The sequence below is a fragment of the Streptomyces cellostaticus genome (assembly GCF_001513965.1).
Taxonomy (GTDB): Bacteria; Actinomycetota; Actinomycetes; order Streptomycetales; family Streptomycetaceae; genus Streptomyces; species Streptomyces cellostaticus.
Window position 1 is genome coordinate 750,058 of record NZ_KQ948016.1, and the last position, 18,593, is coordinate 768,650.

General features: G+C 71.5%; 19 protein-coding genes. 11 read left to right on the forward strand and 8 right to left on the reverse strand.

The features are described 5' to 3' along the window. Window positions 1-24: 24 nt before the first annotated feature. Complete coding sequence (locus AQI88_RS07030) at window positions 25-678, reverse strand: pirin family protein (RefSeq protein ID WP_066993805.1); 654 nt, start codon at window positions 676-678, stop codon at window positions 25-27. 73 nt (window positions 679-751) lie between these two features. Between AQI88_RS07030 and fasR the strand changes: the two genes are divergently transcribed. The 5 genes from fasR to fabF all read left to right on the forward strand — a co-directional run bounded on the left by fasR (window position 752) and on the right by fabF (window position 5,743). Then, on the forward strand, window positions 752-1,957 hold the full coding sequence (gene fasR / locus AQI88_RS07035; RefSeq protein WP_066993481.1) for a fatty acid biosynthesis transcriptional regulator FasR: 1,206 nt from the start codon (window positions 752-754) through the stop codon (window positions 1,955-1,957). An 89-nt stretch (window positions 1,958-2,046) separates the two neighbouring features. Further along, window positions 2,047-2,994: an ACP S-malonyltransferase gene (locus tag AQI88_RS07040; RefSeq protein ID WP_066993484.1), complete on the forward strand. Its 948-nt coding sequence runs from the start codon at window positions 2,047-2,049 to the stop codon at window positions 2,992-2,994. A gap of 17 nt (window positions 2,995-3,011) precedes the next feature. Then, the gene (locus AQI88_RS07045) at window positions 3,012-4,043 is read left to right on the forward strand and encodes a ketoacyl-ACP synthase III (RefSeq protein WP_066993486.1); all 1,032 of its coding nucleotides are present in this window, start codon (window positions 3,012-3,014) and stop codon (window positions 4,041-4,043) included. A gap of 105 nt (window positions 4,044-4,148) precedes the next feature. After that, window positions 4,149-4,397 carry an acyl carrier protein gene (locus tag AQI88_RS07050; protein WP_066993489.1) on the forward strand — a complete coding sequence of 83 codons (249 nt, stop codon included), beginning with the start codon at window positions 4,149-4,151 and terminating at the stop codon, window positions 4,395-4,397. A gap of 83 nt (window positions 4,398-4,480) precedes the next feature. Then, on the forward strand, window positions 4,481-5,743 hold the full coding sequence (gene fabF / locus AQI88_RS07055; RefSeq protein WP_066993492.1) for a beta-ketoacyl-ACP synthase II: 1,263 nt from the start codon (window positions 4,481-4,483) through the stop codon (window positions 5,741-5,743). A 64-nt stretch (window positions 5,744-5,807) separates the two neighbouring features. Here fabF and AQI88_RS07060 read toward each other — a convergent pair whose 3' ends face one another. Next, window positions 5,808-6,302 carry a DUF3145 domain-containing protein gene (locus AQI88_RS07060; RefSeq protein WP_066993495.1) on the reverse strand — a complete coding sequence of 165 codons (495 nt, stop codon included), beginning with the start codon at window positions 6,300-6,302 and terminating at the stop codon, window positions 5,808-5,810. A gap of 256 nt (window positions 6,303-6,558) precedes the next feature. Between AQI88_RS07060 and AQI88_RS07065 the strand changes: the two genes are divergently transcribed. Beyond that, window positions 6,559-7,458: an SGNH/GDSL hydrolase family protein gene (locus tag AQI88_RS07065; protein WP_066993497.1), complete on the forward strand. Its 900-nt coding sequence runs from the start codon at window positions 6,559-6,561 to the stop codon at window positions 7,456-7,458. 15 nt (window positions 7,459-7,473) lie between these two features. After that, complete coding sequence (locus AQI88_RS07070; protein WP_066993500.1) at window positions 7,474-8,445, forward strand: aldose epimerase family protein; 972 nt, start codon at window positions 7,474-7,476, stop codon at window positions 8,443-8,445. On the opposite strand, the gene AQI88_RS46990 is transcribed toward AQI88_RS07070, so the two are convergent. Together AQI88_RS46990 and AQI88_RS07080 are read right to left on the reverse strand one after the other, a co-directional pair. Then, a complete protein-coding gene (locus tag AQI88_RS46990) occupies window positions 8,442-9,413 on the reverse strand; it encodes a hypothetical protein (protein ID WP_066993503.1) in 972 nt (323 codons plus the stop codon). The genes AQI88_RS07070 and AQI88_RS46990 overlap by 4 nt on opposite strands. A gap of 77 nt (window positions 9,414-9,490) precedes the next feature. Next, window positions 9,491-11,944 carry a glycoside hydrolase family 3 protein gene (locus AQI88_RS07080; RefSeq protein ID WP_066993507.1) on the reverse strand — a complete coding sequence of 818 codons (2,454 nt, stop codon included), beginning with the start codon at window positions 11,942-11,944 and terminating at the stop codon, window positions 9,491-9,493. A 104-nt stretch (window positions 11,945-12,048) separates the two neighbouring features. Here AQI88_RS07080 and AQI88_RS07085 point away from each other — a divergent pair, with 104 nt between their 5' ends. Continuing rightward, window positions 12,049-12,630: a TetR/AcrR family transcriptional regulator gene (locus AQI88_RS07085; protein ID WP_066993508.1), complete on the forward strand. Its 582-nt coding sequence runs from the start codon at window positions 12,049-12,051 to the stop codon at window positions 12,628-12,630. Between the two features lie 3 nt (window positions 12,631-12,633). Here the strand turns inward: AQI88_RS07085 and AQI88_RS07090 are convergent, their stop codons facing one another. Then, entirely contained in the window at window positions 12,634-12,966 is a 333-nt protein-coding gene (locus tag AQI88_RS07090; RefSeq protein ID WP_244184055.1) for a YrdB family protein, read from the reverse strand. Between the two features lie 154 nt (window positions 12,967-13,120). Between AQI88_RS07090 and AQI88_RS07095 the strand changes: the two genes are divergently transcribed. Continuing rightward, a complete protein-coding gene (locus tag AQI88_RS07095; RefSeq protein ID WP_208615730.1) occupies window positions 13,121-14,374 on the forward strand; it encodes a pyroglutamyl-peptidase I in 1,254 nt (417 codons plus the stop codon). Here the strand turns inward: AQI88_RS07095 and AQI88_RS07100 are convergent. Further along, window positions 14,364-15,155, reverse strand: a complete 792-nt coding sequence (locus AQI88_RS07100) for an EI24 domain-containing protein (RefSeq protein WP_066993514.1) — start codon at window positions 15,153-15,155, stop codon at window positions 14,364-14,366. The genes AQI88_RS07095 and AQI88_RS07100 overlap by 11 nt on opposite strands. Window positions 15,156-15,178: 23 nt before the next feature. Continuing rightward, a complete protein-coding gene (locus AQI88_RS07105; protein WP_066993516.1) occupies window positions 15,179-15,616 on the reverse strand; it encodes a MarR family winged helix-turn-helix transcriptional regulator in 438 nt (145 codons plus the stop codon). 89 nt (window positions 15,617-15,705) lie between these two features. Between AQI88_RS07105 and AQI88_RS07110 the strand changes: the two genes are divergently transcribed. Further along, window positions 15,706-16,704, forward strand: coding sequence for an NADP-dependent oxidoreductase (locus AQI88_RS07110; protein WP_066993520.1), 999 nt, complete (start codon window positions 15,706-15,708; stop codon window positions 16,702-16,704). 98 nt (window positions 16,705-16,802) lie between these two features. Then, window positions 16,803-17,222, forward strand: coding sequence for an organic hydroperoxide resistance protein (locus AQI88_RS07115; protein WP_066993523.1), 420 nt, complete (start codon window positions 16,803-16,805; stop codon window positions 17,220-17,222). Window positions 17,223-17,302: 80 nt separating this feature from the next. On the opposite strand, the gene AQI88_RS07120 is transcribed toward AQI88_RS07115, so the two are convergent. Then, a complete protein-coding gene (locus AQI88_RS07120) occupies window positions 17,303-18,463 on the reverse strand; it encodes a serine hydrolase domain-containing protein (protein WP_066993526.1) in 1,161 nt (386 codons plus the stop codon). Between the last annotated feature and the right edge of the window lie 130 nt (window positions 18,464-18,593).

The window sequence follows — 18,593 nt, forward strand, 5'->3', positions numbered from 1 at the left end:
CCGGCGCCGGCCGGGTGCCGCCAGCTACGGGGTCATCTCCCACAGCAGGAGTTCCGCTGCCGTGACCCCCACCGCCTCCAGGCTCTCCGCCCCCGTGATCCGAACCGAATCTCCCGGGCCGAGGGTCTCCCCGTCCAGGCGGATCTCCCCGTGAACCACATGGGCATACACGTACGCCGCGTCCGGTATCGCCGTTCGCTCCCCCGGGAGCAGGCGGCGGACGTGGAGCATCGCGCCCGCGCCGGGGACGGCGTACGGGGTGGAGTCGGCGATGCCGTGGATGATCTCGTAGGACGGATCGCCGCCCGGTTCCAGGGGCGCCAGCCACATCTGGAGGAAGGTCAGCGGCACCGACGCGTCGTTGCGTTCCACATGGCGGACGCCCGCCGCCGCGCTCAGGTGCTGGACGTCTCCGGGGCGGACCCGGGTCTCGTGGCCCGTGGAGTCGCGGTGGGTCAGTTCGCCCTCGACGACCCAGGTGACGATCTCGGTGTGGCTGTGCGGATGCTCGTCGAAGCCGGCTCCGGGCGCCAGCCGCTCCTCGTTACAGGCGATCACCGCGCCGAAACGCAGGTTCCCGGGGTCGTAGTGCGGGCCGAAGGAGAAGGCGTGGCGGGTGTCGATCCCGGTCTCCGGGTCCCCTCCGCGGTAGCGCTCGCCGGCGCGCCGTACGTCCATCACGCGCACCACCGTAGACCTCACTCCTGACCCGGCGGCGCACGGTCCCGTCCGGATAAGGCAGTCTTGTCCCGTGCCCGAACCCGAATCCCACCGCAGCGAACCCGCAGCCCAGCGCGTCCACCCGCACTCCGCGACCCTGAAGCGGCTGGAGAGGTCCTCCGGGAGTCTCGCCGCGCAGGCCATCGCACGCATGGACGAGACCCTGCCGTGGTACCGGGCCATGCCCCCGGAGAACCGTTCCTGGATCGGGCTCGTGGCCCAGGCGGGCATCGCCGCGTTCACCGAGTGGTTCCGGCATCCGGATGCGCCCCAGGCGATCTCCACGGATGTCTTCGGGACGGCACCCCGCGAGCTGACCCGGGCCATCACGCTGCGGCAGACCGTGGAGATGGTGCGGACCACCATCGAGGTCATGGAGAGCGCGATCGACGAGGTCGCGGCTCCGGGTGACGAGAGCGTGCTGCGCGAGGCGCTGCTCGTGTACGCCCGGGAGATCGCCTTCGCCACCGCGCAGGTCTACGCCCAGGCCGCCGAGGCACGCGGTGCCTGGGACGCGCGGCTGGAGTCGCTGGTCGTCAACGCCGTGCTCAGCGGGGAGGCCGACGAGGGCGCCGTGAGCCGGGCCGCCGCGCTCGGGTGGAACTCGCCGGAGCATGTGTGCGTCGTGCTCGGGACCGCGCCCGACGGGGACAGCGAGCTGACCGTCGAGGCCATCCGGCGGGCCGCCCGGCATGCCAAGCTCCAGGTGCTCACGGGGGTGCTCGGGGACCGGCTCGTCGTCATCGCCGGGGGCAGCGCGAATCCGCTCGCCGTGGCCAAGTCGCTGATCGGGCCGTACGCCGCAGGGGCGGTCGTCGCCGGGCCGGTCGTCGCCGACCTGCTGGCGGCCACGCGGTCCGCGCAGGCCGCCGCGGCGGGACTGAAGGCGTGTTTGGCCTGGCAGGACGCGCCGCGGCCGGTGCTGGCGGACGATCTGCTGCCGGAGCGTGCCATCGCGGGCGATCCGAGCGCCCGCGAGCAGTTGGTGGAGGAGATCTACAGACCGCTGGAGGAGGCGGGCTCGGCGCTCCTGGAGACCCTGAGTGTCTACCTGGAGCAGGCGAGCAGCCTGGAGGGCGCGGCCCGGATGCTCTTCGTTCACCCGAACACCGTGCGCTACCGGCTCCGACGTGTGACAGATGTCACCGGCTGGTCGCCCTCGGATGTACGATCCGCGTTCACACTGCGAATCGCGCTGATCCTGGGGCGTCTCGCCGATGGAGACCCCCAAGTCTAGGCTTTTGTCGGGTACCCACAAAAGCCCCACGCGTTCTTCGTCCCAGTCCCCACGGGCGGCCGTGGCCGTCCCCAAGAGAGAGTGTGAGAGTGCTCGTACTCGTCGCTCCCGGCCAGGGCGCCCAGACGCCCGGCTTCCTGACCCCCTGGCTCGACCTCCCCGGTGCCGCTGACCGCGTCGCCGCGTGGTCGGACGCCATCGGACTGGACCTGCTCCACTACGGGACCCAGGCCGACGCGGACGCCATCCGGGACACCGCGGTGGCGCAGCCGCTGCTGGTCGCCGCCGGGCTCCTGTCCGCCGCGGCACTCGGTGACATCGCCGAGATCGCTCCGGGCGCCGTCGCCGGTCACAGTGTCGGCGAGTTCACCGCCGCCGCGGTCGCGGGTGTCCTGAACGACACCACCGCGCTGAGTCTGGTCCGCAAGCGGGGACTGGCCATGGCCGACGCCGCCGCGATCACCGAGACCGGTATGGCGGCGCTGCTCGGCGGCGACCCCGAGGTCTCCGTCGCACACCTGGAGAAGCTGGGCCTGACCCCGGCGAACATCAACGGCGCGGGCCAGATCGTCGCCGCCGGAACGCTGGAGCAGCTCGCCGCGCTGAGCGAGGACAAGCCCGAGGGCGTCCGCAAGGTCGTCCCGCTGAAGGTGGCCGGCGCCTTCCACACCCAGCACATGGCCCCCGCCGTCGAGGTCCTGTCCAAGGCCGCCGTGGAGCTCACGCCGGCCGACCCGAAGGTCACCTACGTCTCCAACAAGGACGGCAGGACCGTCGCCACCGGCACGGAGGTGCTGGAGCGGCTGGTCGGCCAGGTCGCCAACCCCGTGCGCTGGGACCTGTGCATGGAGACCTTCCAGGAGCTGGGCGCCACCGCGCTCATCGAGGTGTGCCCGGGCGGCACGCTGACCGGCCTGGCCAAGCGCGCCATGCCCGGCGTCAAGTGGCTGGCGCTGAAGACCCCTGACGACCTCGACGCTGCCCGCGAGCTCATCGCCGAGGCGTCGACTCCTGCCGCTGACGCGGCGGGCGCCTGACGAAGGAGCCCCAGAGCATGTCGAAGATCAGGCCCAGCAAGGGCGCCCCGTACGCGCGCATCCTCGGCGTCGGCGGCTACCGGCCGACCCGCATCGTGCCCAACGAGGTGATCCTCGAGAAGATCGACTCCTCCGACGAGTGGATCCGTTCGCGCTCCGGCATCGAGACCCGGCACTGGGCGGGCCCCGAGGAGACGGTCGCCGCGATGGCCATCGAGGCCTCCGGCAAGGCGATCGCCGACGCGGGCATCGACGCCGAGCAGATCGGCGCCGTGGTCGTCTCGACCGTCTCGCACTTCAGCCAGACCCCGGCCGTCGCCACCGAGATCGCCGACAAGCTCGGCACGAACAAGGCCGCCGCCTTCGACATCTCGGCCGGCTGCGCGGGCTTCGGCTACGGCCTGACCCTCGCCAAGGGCATCGTGGCGGAAGGTTCCGCCGAGTACGTGCTCGTCATCGGCGTGGAGCGGCTGAGCGACCTGACCGACCTGGAGGACCGGGCGACGGCCTTCCTGTTCGGCGACGGCGCCGGCGCGGTCGTGGTCGGCCCCTCCCAGGAGCCGGCGATCGGCCCGACCGTGTGGGGCTCCGAGGGCGACAAGTCCGAGACCATCAAGCAGACCGTTCCGTGGGACCGGTTCGCCATCGGCGACGTCTCCGAGCTGCCCCTCGACAGCGAGGGCAACATCAAGTTCCCTGCGATCACGCAGGAGGGCCAGGCGGTGTTCCGCTGGGCCGTGTTCGAGATGGCGAAGGTCGCCCAGCAGGCGCTGGACGCGGCCGGAATCACCGCGGACGACCTGGACGTCTTCATCCCGCACCAGGCCAACGTGCGGATCATCGACTCGATGGTGAAGACGCTGAAACTGCCGGAGCATGTCACGGTCGCCCGTGACATCCGCACCACCGGCAACACCTCGGCCGCCTCGATTCCGCTCGCGATGGAGCGGCTTCTGGCGACCGGCGAGGCGAAGAGCGGCGACACCGCGCTCGTCATCGGATTCGGGGCGGGTCTCGTCTACGCCGCCACGGTCGTTACCCTCCCCTAGGCACTCCGTGCCGGGTCATGTGATCCGGTGCGGGTTCCGCACGACCTGCCGCTGTCGCGGCGGGCGCCGTAAAACCGTCTGGAAATCGAAGAAGGAGCGCCTGACATGGCCGCCACTCAGGAAGAGATCGTCGCCGGTCTCGCCGAGATCGTGAACGAGATCGCCGGGATCCCCGTTGAGGACGTCCAGCTGGACAAGTCCTTCACCGACGACCTGGACGTCGACTCGCTGTCCATGGTCGAGGTCGTCGTCGCCGCCGAGGAGCGCTTCGACGTGAAGATCCCGGACGAGGACGTCAAGAACCTCAAGAGCGTCGGTGACGCCACCAAGTACATCCTCGAGCACCAGGCCTGAGCCACCCTTTAGGCCAGGCTGCAAGGCCCCGCCACCCGGCGGTGGCGCCGTAGATTCCCGCATCCGTTGGAGAAAGAATTCCCGTGAGCCCGACCAATCGCACCGTGGTCGTCACCGGTATCGGCGCAACCACACCGCTGGGTGGCGATGCAGCCTCGACCTGGGAGGCCCTGGTCGCCGGCACGTCCGGTGTCAGCCTTCTGGAGCAGGAGTGGGCGGCCGAGCTGCCCGTTCGTATCGCCGCGCAGATCGCCGTCGAGCCGGGCGAGATCATCCCCCGGCCGCAGGCCCGCAAGCTGGACCGGTCCGCTCAGTTCGCGCTGATCGCCGCTCAGGAGGCCTGGAAGGACGCCGGTTTCACCGCCAAGGCCGGTGAGGACCCGTCCGTGAACCCCGACCGTCTGGGTGCGGTCGTCGCCTCCGGCATCGGCGGTGTGACGACGCTCCTGGACCAGTACGACATCCTCAAGGAGAAGGGCGTACGCCGCGTCTCCCCGCACACCGTGCCGATGCTGATGCCCAACTCCCCGGCGGCCAACGTCGGTATCGAGCTGGGTGCCCGCGCCGGTGTGCACACCCCGGTCTCGGCCTGCGCCTCGGGCGCGGAGGCCATCGGGTACGCGATCGAGATGATCCGCACCGGGCGTGCGGACGTGGTCGTGGCCGGTGGTACCGAGGCCGCCATCCACCCGCTGCCCATCGCCGCCTTCGGCAACATGATGGCGATGTCCAAGAACAACGACGACCCGCAGGGCGCCTCGCGTCCCTACGACGCCGGCCGGGACGGCTTCGTGCTCGGCGAGGGCGCCGGTGTGATCGTCCTGGAGTCCGAGGAGCACGCGAAGGCCCGCGGTGCCCGGATCTACGTCGAGGCGGTCGGCCAGGGTGTCTCCGCCGACGCCCACCACATCACGCAGCCCGAGCCGTCCGGCAACGGCATCGCGCACGCGCTGCAGAACCTGCTGGACAACACGGATCTGAAGCCGGCCGAGATCGTGCACGTGAACGCTCACGCCACGTCGACGCCGCAGGGCGACGTCGCCGAGATCAAGGCGCTGCGGAAGGTGTTCGGGGACGACGTCGACCACATGGCGATCTCCGCGACCAAGTCGATGACCGGGCATCTGCTGGGTGGCGCGGGCGGTGTCGAGACCGTCGCGTCGATCCTGGCGCTGGTGAACCGTACGGCTCCGCCGACGATCAACGTGGACAACCTCGACCCCGAGGTCAACGCCGATGTGGTGACCGGTGAGGCGAGGGCGCTGCCCGAGGGCCGGATCGCTGTGCTGAACGACTCGTTCGGTTTCGGCGGGCACAACGTGGTCCTGGCGTTCCGGACCGTCTGAGTCCCGTAACGCTGAATGGCCCGGTCTCCTGTGGTGGAGGTCGGGCCATTGTCGTCGGGGTGTCTCAGACCACCTGGTGCAGCCAACGTACCGGTGCTCCCTCTCCTGCATAGCGGAACGGCTCCAGTTCGTCGTCCCACGGCTTGCCCAACAGCTTGGACAGCTCGGCCTCCAGGTCGCTCTCCCCGCGCCGGCTGCGCAGCAGGGCCGCGCGCAGGCGGTCCTCGGGGATGAGGATGTCGCCGTGGAGGCCGGTGACGGCGTGGAAGATGCCGAGGTCGGGGGTGCAGCTGTAGCGCTCGCCCTCGGCGGTGGGGCAGGGCTCTGCGGTGACCTCGAAGCGGAGGAGGTGCCAGCCGCGCAGGGCGGAGGCGAGCTTGGAGGCCGTGCCGACCTCGCCCTGCCAGGAGAACTCCGAGCGCCAGGTGCCCGGGGCCGCGGGCTGCCGGATCCAGTCCAGGCTGACGCGCGTGCCGAGCACCCCGGCGACGGCCCACTCGACGTGCGGGCACAGCGCGCGCGGCGCGGAGTGCACGTACAGAACTCCACGTGTCGTCACCGGAACCTCCGGGCAGAGCGGGACATCTTGCGGACTGGCTGGGCGGCAGTGGCACGACGGCCGCGTTGATGGCGAGGCTACCCTGCGGCGGCGCAAGGAGTGTGACGTACCGTCGGTCCCGGTGCCAGGAAACCCCCGCCATTCACCCAGGGGGACGCTTGTACGGGTGTGAGCCGTTCCATCGAGCCGGGCCGGGAACTCCCGCGCGTTGTTATGGGAGGGAGCAGTACACCGTCGAACGAGGGGACCAGCAGGGATGCGGAAGCGAAGGCACCGTGCGCGAGCCGCCCTTGCCGTGGTGGTGACGGCCATGCTGGCGACGGCGGGCTGTGACGCCTTCGGCGGGAGCGGCGCCGACGGTACGGACTCCGGGGCGAGCGCGTCGCGTTCCGCGGCGAAGCCCGCGCCGGTGTGGAACCGCAGCCCGCACTCGATCGCCGCGGTCGGCGACTCCATCACGCGCGGCTTCGACGCGTGCACGGTGCTCACCGACTGCCCCGAGGTGTCCTGGGCGACGGGCAGCGACGCCAAGGTGGACAGCCTGGCGGTGCGGCTGCTCGGGGTGACGGGGGCGGCGCAGCGCAGCTGGAACTACGCGGTGACCGGCGCCCGGATGTCCGACCTGCCGGAGCAGATGGTCCAGGCGGCCACCCGCAGCCCCGAGTTGGTCACGGTGATGGTCGGAGCGAACGACGCCTGCCGCTCGTCGGCGCGGGCGATGACCTCGGTGGCCGGCTTCCGCGCGGACTTCGAGGAGGCGATGAGCACGCTGCGCTCGGCGCTGCCGAAGACGCAGGTGTACGTGGCGAGCGTGCCGAACCTGAAGCGGCTGTGGTCCGAGGGCCGCGAGAACCCGCTGGGCAAGCAGGTGTGGAAGCTGGGGATCTGCCCGTCGATGCTGCGTGACGCGGACGACCTCACCGGCGCGGCCACCCTGCGCCGGGACAAGGTGCAGCAGCGGGTGGAGGCCTACAACGCGGTGCTGAAGGACGTGTGCGCCAAGGACCGCCGCTGCCGCTTCGACGGCAACGCCGTCTTCGACTACAGCTTCGACACGGAGCAGCTCAGCCACTGGGACTGGTTCCACCCGGGCCGCAACGGCCAGGCCAGGCTGGCCGAGATCGCCTACCGCACGGTCACCGCGGAGCGGCCGTGACCTAGGGTTTCCCACATGAGCGAACTTTTCGGCACACTTTCCGACGGCACCCCGGTGCACCGCTGGACCCTGCAGCGGGCCGGAGTGCGGGTGCGCGTGCTGTCGTACGGCGGGATCGTGCAGTGCGTCGAGGTCCCGGACCGGGACGGACGAGCGGCGGACGTGGTGCTGGGGTTCGCCGGACTCGACGGCTATCTGGAGCACCCGGGGCCGTATCTGGGCGCTCTGGTCGGCCGGTACGCCAACCGCATCGCGGGCGGCCGCTTCCCGCTGGACGGCCGGACGTACGCACTGGCGCGGAACAACGGGCCCAACTCCCTGCACGGCGGTGAGCGGGGCTTCGACAAGCGGGTGTGGCAGGCCGAGCCGGTCGAGCACGGCGTACGCCTGACGCGGGTCAGCCCGCACGGCGAGGAGGGCTTCCCGGGCCGGCTGGAGGTCGCGGCCACCTACACGCTGGACGCGTCCGGTGCGCTGCGGATCGCCTACGAGGCGGTCACGGACGCGCCGACCGTGGTCACCCTCACCCACCACGGGTACTGGAACCTGAGCGGTTCCGGCCACGCCGGCGGACACGAGCTGCGGCTCGCCGCCTCCCGGTACACCCCCGTCGACGCGGACCTGATCCCCACCGGAGCCCTGGCGGACGTGACCGGCTCCCGCTTCGACTTCCGTACGGCCCGCAAGGCCGGCTCCGGCTACGACCACAACTTCGTCCTGGACAAGGGCGTGACCGGTGCGGCCGAGGAGGTGGCCGAGCTGCACGACCCGGCGTCCGGGCGGGTGCTCACCGTGGCCACGACCGAGCCGGGCCTCCAGCTCTACACCGCCGACCACCTGAGCGGCCCCTTCGCCCCCGGCGACGGCATCGCCCTGGAGACGCAGCACTTCCCGGACTCCCCCAACCGCCCGGAGTTCCCGAGCACGGTGCTACGGCCGGGCGAGGTCTACCGCTCGGAGACGGTGTACGGCTTCTCGGTGCGCTAGACGGTCTCGCCGCGCATGCGCTTGGCCGCCTTGCCCAGCAGGGCCATCGCGCCTCCGCAGATCAGCAGCGTGCTGCCGCCCGCCGCGATCGCGGTCGGATCGACGCTCTTGATGCCCTCGCCGGTCACGGTCGTGGCCAGCACGAAGATGATCGAGTACAGGCTCCGGCCGACCTTCGCGCCGGCCGGGATCACCTGGAGCAGCTGCGGGACAGTGGTCGCGGCGGCCAGGGCCATGCCGAAGGGCAGGGCCGCGCCGAGCATGAGCGCGCCGAAGCCGAGGGAGTTGCCGTACGCACCCCAGCCGGCGCCCTTGTAGAGCAAATAGCCGGTCGCGGCGAGGGACAGCAGGACGAGCAGGATGTTGAGGTAGGCGGCCTGCGTGGCCGCCTTGCGGGCGCCGGGCAGATGGGCGGCCGGGGAGCGCCAGGCGTCCGGGGTGATCAGCCGCAGCTGCCGTTTGAGGGCCTGCATCCGCAGCAGGTTGAAGACTCCGAAGGCGAGCAGGGCCAGTCCGGCGGCAGCGGCGGCGAAACCGACGGGGCTGTGCGTGAAGCCGTAGTGGGCGCCGCCGAAGAGGAGCGGGACGCCGAGGACGAAGCCGTAGGCCATGGGCTTGGCCTTCGCCTGGATCTTCAGCACCAGGTCGCGCTGGTCCGGGGTGAGGTTGGGGTCCAGCCGCATCCGGCCCTCGCCGACGTGCTGGGCGGGAGGCGGGGGCTGGTGCGGGACCGGCTGCTGGTGGGGGTTGTACTGGTGGGGCGGGTACGGCTGGGCGGCCTGGTGCGGCGGGTACGGCTGGTAGCCCTGCTGCTGCGGCGGGTACGGCTGCTGGTACTGCGGTTGCTGGTACTGCGGCTGCTGCCCGTACGGCCCCGGCTGCTGCTGTTGCTGCTGGCCTGGATACATGGTGTTCTCCCCCGTGCCGTGCCCGGTGTCTCCGGTGTTCGCGGCCCGGGAGTCTGCCATATCCGTCCGGACGTGCTGAGCCCCGGTCCAGGGGTCAGGTCCCGGACCGGGGCTGTTCGTGGGGGACTTGTCCCGGATCAGACGTTAATCGGCGCGGTCAGCCGATGGTCGCTGATCGAGCGGCTCGCCGTGATCTCGTACGAACCTTTCACAAACGCCCACGACTTCACCGTGTCGTCCCAGACCTCGAAGGTCCGCCGGGGCAGTTCGACGCTCACCTCGACGCTCTCGCCCGGCCCGGCCTGAACGCCCGCGAAGGCGGCCAGCCAGCGGGCCGGGCGGCCGGTGTCGGGCTCGGCCGGAGCGACGTAGACCTGCACGACCTCGCGGCCGGCCCGGTCGCCGGTGTTGCGGACGCGGATGCGCGCGGTGGTGCCGTCGAGCTCCAGGGACTCGTAGGCCCAGTCGGTGTAGCCGAGGCCGTGTCCGAAAGGGTACGACGGGGTGCGGCCGGCCCGCTCCCAGGCGCGGTAGCCGATGAAGACGCCCTCGGTGTAGGGCAGTTCGCCCTGGGCGGGGGTCACCTGGGAGACCGGGGCGTCGGTCAGGGAGCCCCAGGTGGTGGGGAGCCGGCCGCCGGGCTCGTGGGCGCCGGTCAGTACGTCGGCGAGGGCGGCCCCGCCCTCCTGGCCGGGGAACCAGCTGAGCAGTACGGCGGCGACCTCGTCCCGCCAGGGCAGCTCCACCGGGGAGCCGGAGTTGACGACCACGACGGTGTTCGGGTTGGCGGCGGCGACGGCGCGGACCAGGTCGTCCTGACGGCCGGGCAGGCGGAGGTCGGTGCGGTCGAAGCCCTCGGACTCGACGCGGTCGGTGGTGGCGACCGTGACGACGGCCGTGTCGGCGGCGCGGGCGGCCTCGACGGCCTCGGCGATCAGTTCGTCGGGGTCGCGCTGCGGGGCGGAGTGGGCGAGGGCGAAGGCGACGACCTTCACGGGGATGGTGTCGGGGAGCCGGACGACGTGGGTGAGGGAGACGTCGACGGTCCGGCCCGCGGTGAGTTCGGCCTGGGCGCGGGGTGCGGGGGCACCGAAGAAGGCCTCGAAGGGGTCGTCCTTGCCGGGGCGCTGGATGTCGTCGTAGTACGTCGTCCCGTCGACGGTGAGCGTGAAGGCGCCCATGCCCTTGATGCCGAAGGTGTGCGGGCCGGACTCGCGCGGGGTGAAGGTGCCGGTCAGTTCGACGGTGTGGAGCTTGTCGTGGGTGACGCCCTCGGGGAGGTCGGAACCCATCCACTGGATCTGCCCGCCCGGAGCCGAACGGGTGCCGATGACGTTGCCGTCGGCGTCGCGGCAGACCGTGCGGAGCGTGAAGCCCCGGTCGGCGACGGCGAGTTCGGTGGCCGGGTCGGCGCCGACGGCGTAGCTGAGGGTGCCGGCGGGGAGGGCGGCGGTGAGGCCGTCGAGCGGGGAGACGATCCGGGCCGGGAAGACGGTGGCGGAGCCGCCGCCGAGGACGCGGGCGTCGCGGGCGGCGGAGCCGATCAGGGCCACCGTGCCGGGCTTGAGCGGGAGGGCGCCGCGTTCGTTGCGGACGAGGACGAAGGAGCGGCGGGCGATCTCGCGGGCCAGGGCCTCGCCGTCGACCGGCGCGGGCGGCTCGGCGACGACCGGTTCGGCGCCGTCCAGGATGCCGACGCGGGCCGCCAGGCGCAGCACCCGGCGTACGGCGGCGTCGACCGTGGCCTCGGCGACCTCGCCGTCCCGGACCGCCTGGGCGAGGGCCTCGCCGTAGACGGTCTCGGGGCCGGGCATGGCCACGTCCAGACCGCCGTTGATGGCACCCACCGTGTCCCGGGCGGCCATCCAGTCGGAGACGTTGAAGCCGTCGAAGCCCCACTCGCCCCGCAGGACTTCGTCGACCAGGTGGTGGTGCTCGGTCATCGTCGTGCCGTTGACCATGTTGTAGGCGGTCATGATGCCCCAGGGGCGGGCGTTCTCGACGATCGCCTCGAAGGGGGCGAGGTACAGCTCGCGCAGGGCGCGTGCGGAGACCAGGTTGTTCACGGTGAAGCGGTCGGTCTCGGCGTCGTTGGCGACGAAGTGCTTGACGGTGGTGCCGACGCCGCCGGACTGTACGCCGGTGACGTAACCGGCGCCGATCGCGCCCGTCAGGTACGGGTCCTCGCTGTAGGCCTCGAAGTGGCGGCCGCCGAGCGGGGAGCGGTGCAGGTTGACGGTGGGGGCGAGCAGGACGTGGACGCCCTTGCGGCGAGCCTCCTGGGCGAGCAGCGTGCCGGCCCGGCGGGCGAGGGCGGGGTCCCAGGTGGCGGCGAGCGCGGTCGGTGAGGGCAGGGCGACAGAGGGGTCGTCGGCGGTCCAGCGCACGCCCCGCACGCCGATCGGGCCGTCGGACATGACGAGGGTTTTCAGGCCGATCTCCGGCAGGGCGGGCAGGGTCCACATGTCCTGGCCGGCCAGCAGCCGCGCCTTGGCGTCGAGGTCGAGCCGCCCGAGGGCCGCCTCCACCACCGCTTCGCGGGCCTCGTCTGTGCGCGCCTTGTCCGTGCGCGCCTTGTCCGTCTCCGCCACGGCGGTACCTCCTCGCTGAAGTCCCTCGGTTCCCTCTCATCCTGCATCCGCTACCTGTAGAGCGGTAGGTTTTGTTATCTTGCCGTTATATTCAGCTCTCGTGGATGCCGTACGGTGACGGCATGAACGCGAGGGTCAGGAGCGAGGAGCGGCGCGCGGAGATCGTCGGGGCGGCCCTGGAGGTGATCGCCGAGCGCGGCTACCGGGGGGCGAGCCTGGCCGCCGTGGCCGAGCGGGTCGGGCTGACCCAGCAGGGGCTGCTGCACTACTTCCCGACGAAGGACGCCCTGCTGGTGGCGGTGCTCCAGGAGCGCGACCGGTGGGACGCGGTGCCGGACACCCGGTGGCGGATCGACCTGCTGGCCTCACTGGTCGAGTACAACGCGATGCGCCCCGCCATCATCCAGACCTTCTCGGCGCTGCTCGGCGAGAGCGTGACGGAAGGGCACCCGGCGCGCGCCTACTTCACCGAGCGCTACGCCCAGGTCCGCGAGAACATGACGGCGGTTCTGCGCGCAGAATACGGCGACCGGTTGCCTAACGGCCTCACCCCCGAGCGCACCGCGCCGCTGCTCATCGCAGTGATGGACGGCCTCCAGTACCAGTGGCTGCTGGACCCGGAGTCGGTCGACATGCCGGGCGCGTTCCGGGACTTCCTGCGCCTGCTGGGCGAGCCGGTGGAGTGAGGGTCACTGGTCCCAGATGTGGGCGAGGGTCTTGCTGATCACGCAGACGACAGCGAAGGCGACCGCCCAGGTGTGCGCCCCGGCGGCGTACAGCGCCAAGGCGCCCGCGCCGAACCAGAGCACTTCGAACGCGACGCGGGCCGCACCCCGGACCTTGAACCTCGCCCGCGGAGACCCGAACAGCCCCCACAGCCAGCCGAGGGCGCCCGCCCCGAAGACGCCGATCAGGAGGCCGCCGGTGCCGCCATGGGTGTACCCCCAGTACCAGGCGGACCCGAGGACGCCGAGCTCCAGCAGGAGTATGACGCCGAGGTTGACGGCCTTCGCTGTCTTCACGGGCGGCAGTATCACCTGTCCGCCGGTACCGCCGCCACGATTTCGACCGCCGTCGCGGCTCGTTCGCACCATGGCGTAGACCACTCCCCTCACGCGATACTTCCGCCGTCCACCGCACCACGCGCCCCACAGCGACGGAAGGACCCCGACTCCCGTGACCTCGCTCCGCATACGGACCGCCGTCCTCGGCATGGCCCTGCTGGCCGGCCTGTCGGCCCCGACCACGACGGCCGCCGCCGGAACGGCCCTCTCTCCCACCGTCGAGGAACAACGGCTCGACCAGGCCGTACCGCAGGAGATCCTCGCGCGCTCCGGATTCGCCGACGTGGCACCGGAGTTCACCCGCGAGCTGGCGGACGCCCACTCCTACGCGCAGGCCCGCCGCATCGTCGTACACGAAGGATCGGCGCTGTGGCGGCGGGCCGTGGACCGGGCGCAGGGGCGGGGGACGGCGGGCGGCGACCTCAGCCGGGACGACGACCGGCCGCTGTACTGGGCGCGGCTGGCAATGACCAGGGAAGTGCGCACCTGGGAAGCCGGGTTCGCCCTCACCGACACCCAGCGCACCGATCTGCTCGACCAGTTGGAGCGCACCTCGCGCGGCCAGACCGACATCCGCTACCCCCGCCGACCGCACCTCAGGCGCATCCTGCTCACCGGGTTCGACCCCTTCACCCTCGACCGGGACATCCGCATCTCCAATCCGTCCGGGGCGAGTGCGCTCGCGCTCGACGGCACGGTGGTCGAGACGGCCGAGGGACCCGCCCGTGTGGAGACGGCGGTGTTCCCCGTGCGCTGGCAGGACTTCGCGGACGGCACCGTCGAGCGGACGCTGCGGCCGTACCTTCCCGAGGTCGATCTGTTCACCACCGTGAGCCAGGGCCGCATCGGGCGCTTCGACGTCGAGCGCACCAACGGAGCCTGGCGGGGCGGCTTCCCCGACAACGACAACGCCTCGCGCACCGAGACCGTCCCCGTCACCGATCCGGCCACGCAGCCCCAGTGGACGACGACGACCCTGCCGTACGCCTCGATCGCGGCCGCGGACACGGGCCGGTTCCCCGTGTACGACCACACGGAGGTGACCGAGATCCCCGCGGGCGGTACCGTCCCGGTCGTACGGCCGGACGGCCCGACCTCCGGCTCGACGGCCCGGGCCGGGGGCGGCGGGGACTACCTCTCCAACGAGATCGCCTACCGCGCGACCCTGCTGCGGGACCGCCTCGGCCTGCACGACACCCTGCCGGGCGGCCATGTGCACACGCCGGTCCTGCAGTTCGGCGCGGGCAACACCGACCCGGCGACGGGGACGGTGACCGACCCCGAGTTCGTGCGCAACCGGCTGGACATCATCGCGCAGGTGCGGTCGATCGTGACGGTGGCGGCGGGGGCCACGTTCAGGAAGTGACCCGCTCGTCGTCGTCCGCGGACTCCTCCTCCGTGCTCTCCTCGCCCAGCAGGTCACGGGCGAGGAGGGTGGCGCCCGCGACCGCGCCCGGCATCAGGAACACCGCGACGAACGGGACCAGGAAGGCCAGCCCGAGGGGCGTGCCGAAGCCCCAGACCAGGGTCTTGCGGGAGCGGAGCAGCGCGAGACGGGCGCGGAGTTCGACGCCACGGCGCTGGAGGGCGACGGCGGTCAGTTCCTCGGTGAGGAAGAACCCGGTGACGAAGAAGCCGATCACCGGGACGGCCGTCTGGCCGACGAAGGGCAGCAAGCCCAGGGCGAAGAGCAGCACGCCCCACAGGCCGGCCCGGACCAGGATGCGCAGGCTGTCGCGGGCGGAGATGCACAGCTCGCGCCAGAGCGGCAGGCCGGACTGCGGTGCCGTGCCGTCGGGCGAGACGTCGGCGTCGACCTTCTCCGACAGGTTCTCGTAGAAGGGCTGACCGATCAGCAGGGTGACGGCCGTGAAGGTGAGCACGGCCAGCAGCAGGCCGAGGGCGAAGAGGACGGCCGTGAGGAAGCCGCGGAACAGGCCCTGCCAGGGGCTCGTCCAGTGGTCCGCGAACGGGGTCGCCCAGGAGACGGCGTCCTCGCCCCACACCCCGAGCGCGACCAGCGCCGCCGCGTACAGGACCAGCGCGATCAGGCCGGGCAACAGGCCGAAGCCGTACTGCCGGCCGTGCCGGCCCACCCACCGCTGGCCCTTCAGGAGGTAACGGAACCCCACCCCAAGATCGCGCATGGCGGAGACTTTACCGGCCGGGCTCAGGCGTCCAGCATCCGCCGCAGCAGGTCCCTGAGGGCACCCCGCTCCTCGGCGGAGAGACCGGCCAGGGGTTCGCGGGCGAAGCGCAGGCCCTCGCGCAGATCCCGGGCGACCCTGAGGCCCTCGTCGGTGGCGGCGGCCAGCTTCACCCGGCGGTCGGCGGGGTCGGGGCGGCGCTCGACCAGGCCGCGGGTCTCCAGGCGGTCCACGATCCCGGTCACGTTCGACGGCTCGCACTTGAGCTTCTGCGCCAGTTTGCGCATCGGCAACGGCTCCAGCGACAGCAGGCTGAGCAGGCGCGCCTGCGGGCCGGTCAGCGCGTGCTCGCCCGCCGCGAGCTCGTAGTCCGCGTAGAACCGGGCCACGACGTCACCGATCAGCTCGACCACCTCCATGGTCAGGGCGTCGGGTCGGCGGGTCTTCTCTGGGGTGGACATGTGCTCCAGGATACCGCGTTACTTGACATCATGAAATATTCAGGAGCATGGTTGTTTCAGGTACTGAAGTAAATCTGAAAGGCACTGTCATGATCAACCGCGAATGGCACCTGCTCAGCCGCCCGGTCGGCTGGCCCAAGCCCGAGGACTTCGCCCTGGTCGAGGCACCCGTCCCGGCCATCGGCGAGGGCCAGGTGCTGGTGCGGAACAAGTACCTCTCCGTGGACCCGTACATGCGCGGCCGGATGAGTGACGCGAAGTCGTACCTGCCCCCGTTCGAGCTGGGCAAGGTCATGCAGGGCGGCGCGGTCGGCGAGGTCGTCGAGTCCAACGCCGAGGGCATCGCGGTGGGCGACCACGTCCTGCACTTCTTCGGCTGGCGCGAGTACGCGGCCCTGGACGCCAAGAACGCCGTCAAGGTGGACCCCCAGGCCGCGCCGCTGTCGACGTACCTCGGCGTGCTCGGCATGACCGGCCTGACCGCCTACGCCGGCCTGCTGCGCACCGCCTCCTTCAAGGAGGGCGACGCGGTGTTCGTCTCCGGCGCGGCGGGTGCCGTGGGCAGCCAGGTCGGGCAGATCGCCAAGCTCAAGGGCGCCTCGCGGGTCATCGGCTCGGCCGGCTCCGACGAGAAGGTCAAGCTGCTGGTGGAGGAGTACGGCTTCGACGCCGCCTTCAACTACAGGAACGGCGACGTGAGCGAGCAGCTGCGCGAGGCCGCCCCCGACGGCATCGACGTCTACTTCGACAACGTCGGCGGGGATCACCTGGAGGCGGCCATCGGCTCGCTCAACCAGGGTGGCCGGATCGCGGTCTGCGGCATGATCTCGGTCTACAACAACACCGAGCCCGCCCCCGGCCCGAGGAACCTCGCCCGGCTGATCATGACCCGCGGCCGCATGGAGGGCTTCCTGGTCGGCGACCACTACGACCTCCAGCCGCAGTTCGTCCAGGAGGTCGGCCCCTGGGTCGCCTCGGGCGCGCTGAAGTACCGCGAGACGGTCGTCGAGGGCATCGAGAGCAACCTGGAGGCGTTCCTCGGGGTCCTGCGCGGCGACAACACCGGGAAGATGATCGTCAAGCTGTAAGCCCTTCCCGGCCCTTTCCGGCATGCGGTAACTTCTTTCCGAAATCCGCCGTCGATCGTGGGCGCGAGTCACGGCGGACCGAGGAGGAAGACAACCGCATGCCGATCCAGCAGTCCGAGGTCCTGTACACCGCCGTGGCCACCGCCGAGAACGGCCGCGACGGCCGCGTCGCCACCGACGACGGCAAGCTCGACGTCGTCGTGAACCCGCCCAAGGAGATGGGCGGCAGCGGCGCCGGCACCAACCCCGAGCAGCTGTTCGCCGCCGGGTACAGCGCCTGCTTCCAGGGCGCGCTCGGCGTCGTCGCCCGCCAGGAGGGTGCCGACGTCTCCGGCTCGACCGTCACCGCGAAGGTCGGGATCGGCCGGAACGAGGAGGGCTTCGGGATCATCGTGGAGATCTCCGCGGAGATCCCGAACGTCGATGCGTCCGCTGCGCGGGAGCTGATCGAGAAGGCTCACCAGGTGTGCCCCTACTCGAAGGCGACGCGTGGCAACATCACCGTGACGCTGGTCTGAGATCCGTCGTTGCGTACATCGGCAGCCGCATCCTTGGACGTGGGGTGCGGCTGCTGACAATCGATACAGCCCCGCGCCCCTCAGGGGATTGCCAGCGCCGCTCTGTGCACCGCCGCCGCGAGTCTGTTGTTCTCCGGTGCCGCACCCCCCGGGAAGGCGAACCGGCGTCGTGTGTAGCCGTAGGCGAGGCCGCTGTGGGGGTCGGCGAAGGCCTGGGAGCCGGCTGCGCCGCTGTGGCCGATCGTGCCGGCGCCCAGGAAGGGGTGCCAGGTGTCGGACGTGGCCTGGAAGCCGAGGCCGAACGCGTTGTGCGCGCGGGCGACCAGGTCGTACCCGACGGAGTGCAGCTGGCCGAACTCCGCGACCGTGTCCTCCTTCAGCAGCGGCGCCTTGCCGTCGACCTCGCTGATCATCGCCGCGTACATCCCGGCCAGCCCGCGCGCCGAGGCGACGCCGCCCACCGAGGCCGGGCCCTTGGCGCGGATCGCGCGCTCGTTCGGCAGCCACTCCAGCCGGGTCGGCTCGGCCGCGTGCCGGTTGAAGGCGATGGACGTGAGTGTGTGCGGTCCGGACGGCTGCGCGGCCAGCAGCTCGTACTGCTCGGCCGTCGGCAGCATCGGCTGCGTACTGCGAAAGCGCGGCTCCCGGGAGGCCGGCAGGCCCAGGAAGAAGTCCAGGCCGTACGCGGTGCGGACCCGTTCCTCGTACAGCTCCTGGATCGTACGGCCCGTTGCGCGCCGGACGATCTCGCCGGTCAGCGCGCCGATCACCAGGGCGTGGCAGCCGAAGGCGGTGCCGGGGCGCCAGAACGGCCGCTGGTCGGCGAGGCGTTCGGCCAGTGCCCGGTCGTCGGCCAGTTCCGCCGGGCTGAAGCCGGCGTCGGTGCCGACCAGCCCGGCACGGTGCGCGAGCAGGTCGCGCAGGGTCAGCACGCCCTTGCCCTCGGCGGCGAACTCCGGCCAGTAGTAGGTGACTTTACGGTCCAGCTCCAGCGTGCCGTCCTGCACCAGCAGGGCCGCGACGAGGTGGGCGGCGCCCTTGGTGGACGAGAACACGCCGTACAGCGACTCCCCGTCGGCGCCCTCGCCCGCCCACAGGTCCACGACCTGCCGGCCATGGACGTAGGCGCACAACTGCCCCTCGTAGTCGCCCCGTTCCTCGGCGACGAAGGCGGCGAACTCCTCGCGCACCGCTTCGAAGCCCTCGCTGACCGTGCCGTGGACGGTGATCCCCTGCGTCATCCGCTCTCCTCAACCGAGCCGCTGCTCGCTGCTCCGTGCACAACGCCCCTTCCGCCGCCGGGCGTTCCCGAGATCGGTACGGCGAGGTGTGCCTGTTCGACTCAACCGCCTCACCGGCGGGTCGGTGTCA

Coding starts and splice junctions, on each gene's coding strand:
- AQI88_RS07110 (WP_066993520.1), top strand. CDS start 15,706: ATGATCAACCGCGAATGGCACCTGCTCAGCCGCCCGGTCGGCTGGCCC.
- AQI88_RS07050 (WP_066993489.1), top strand. CDS start 4,149: ATGGCCGCCACTCAGGAAGAGATCGTCGCCGGTCTCGCCGAGATCGTG.
- AQI88_RS07120 (WP_066993526.1), bottom strand. CDS start 18,463: ATGACGCAGGGGATCACCGTCCACGGCACGGTCAGCGAGGGCTTCGAA.
- AQI88_RS07105 (WP_066993516.1), bottom strand. CDS start 15,616: ATGTCCACCCCAGAGAAGACCCGCCGACCCGACGCCCTGACCATGGAG.
- AQI88_RS07045 (WP_066993486.1), top strand. CDS start 3,012: ATGTCGAAGATCAGGCCCAGCAAGGGCGCCCCGTACGCGCGCATCCTC.
- AQI88_RS07100 (WP_066993514.1), bottom strand. CDS start 15,155: ATGCGCGATCTTGGGGTGGGGTTCCGTTACCTCCTGAAGGGCCAGCGG.
- AQI88_RS07065 (WP_066993497.1), top strand. CDS start 6,559: ATGCGGAAGCGAAGGCACCGTGCGCGAGCCGCCCTTGCCGTGGTGGTG.
- AQI88_RS07070 (WP_066993500.1), top strand. CDS start 7,474: ATGAGCGAACTTTTCGGCACACTTTCCGACGGCACCCCGGTGCACCGC.
- AQI88_RS07030 (WP_066993805.1), bottom strand. CDS start 678: ATGGACGTACGGCGCGCCGGCGAGCGCTACCGCGGAGGGGACCCGGAG.
- AQI88_RS07115 (WP_066993523.1), top strand. CDS start 16,803: ATGCCGATCCAGCAGTCCGAGGTCCTGTACACCGCCGTGGCCACCGCC.
- AQI88_RS46990 (WP_066993503.1), bottom strand. CDS start 9,413: ATGGCAGACTCCCGGGCCGCGAACACCGGAGACACCGGGCACGGCACG.
- AQI88_RS07085 (WP_066993508.1), top strand. CDS start 12,049: ATGCCGTACGGTGACGGCATGAACGCGAGGGTCAGGAGCGAGGAGCGG.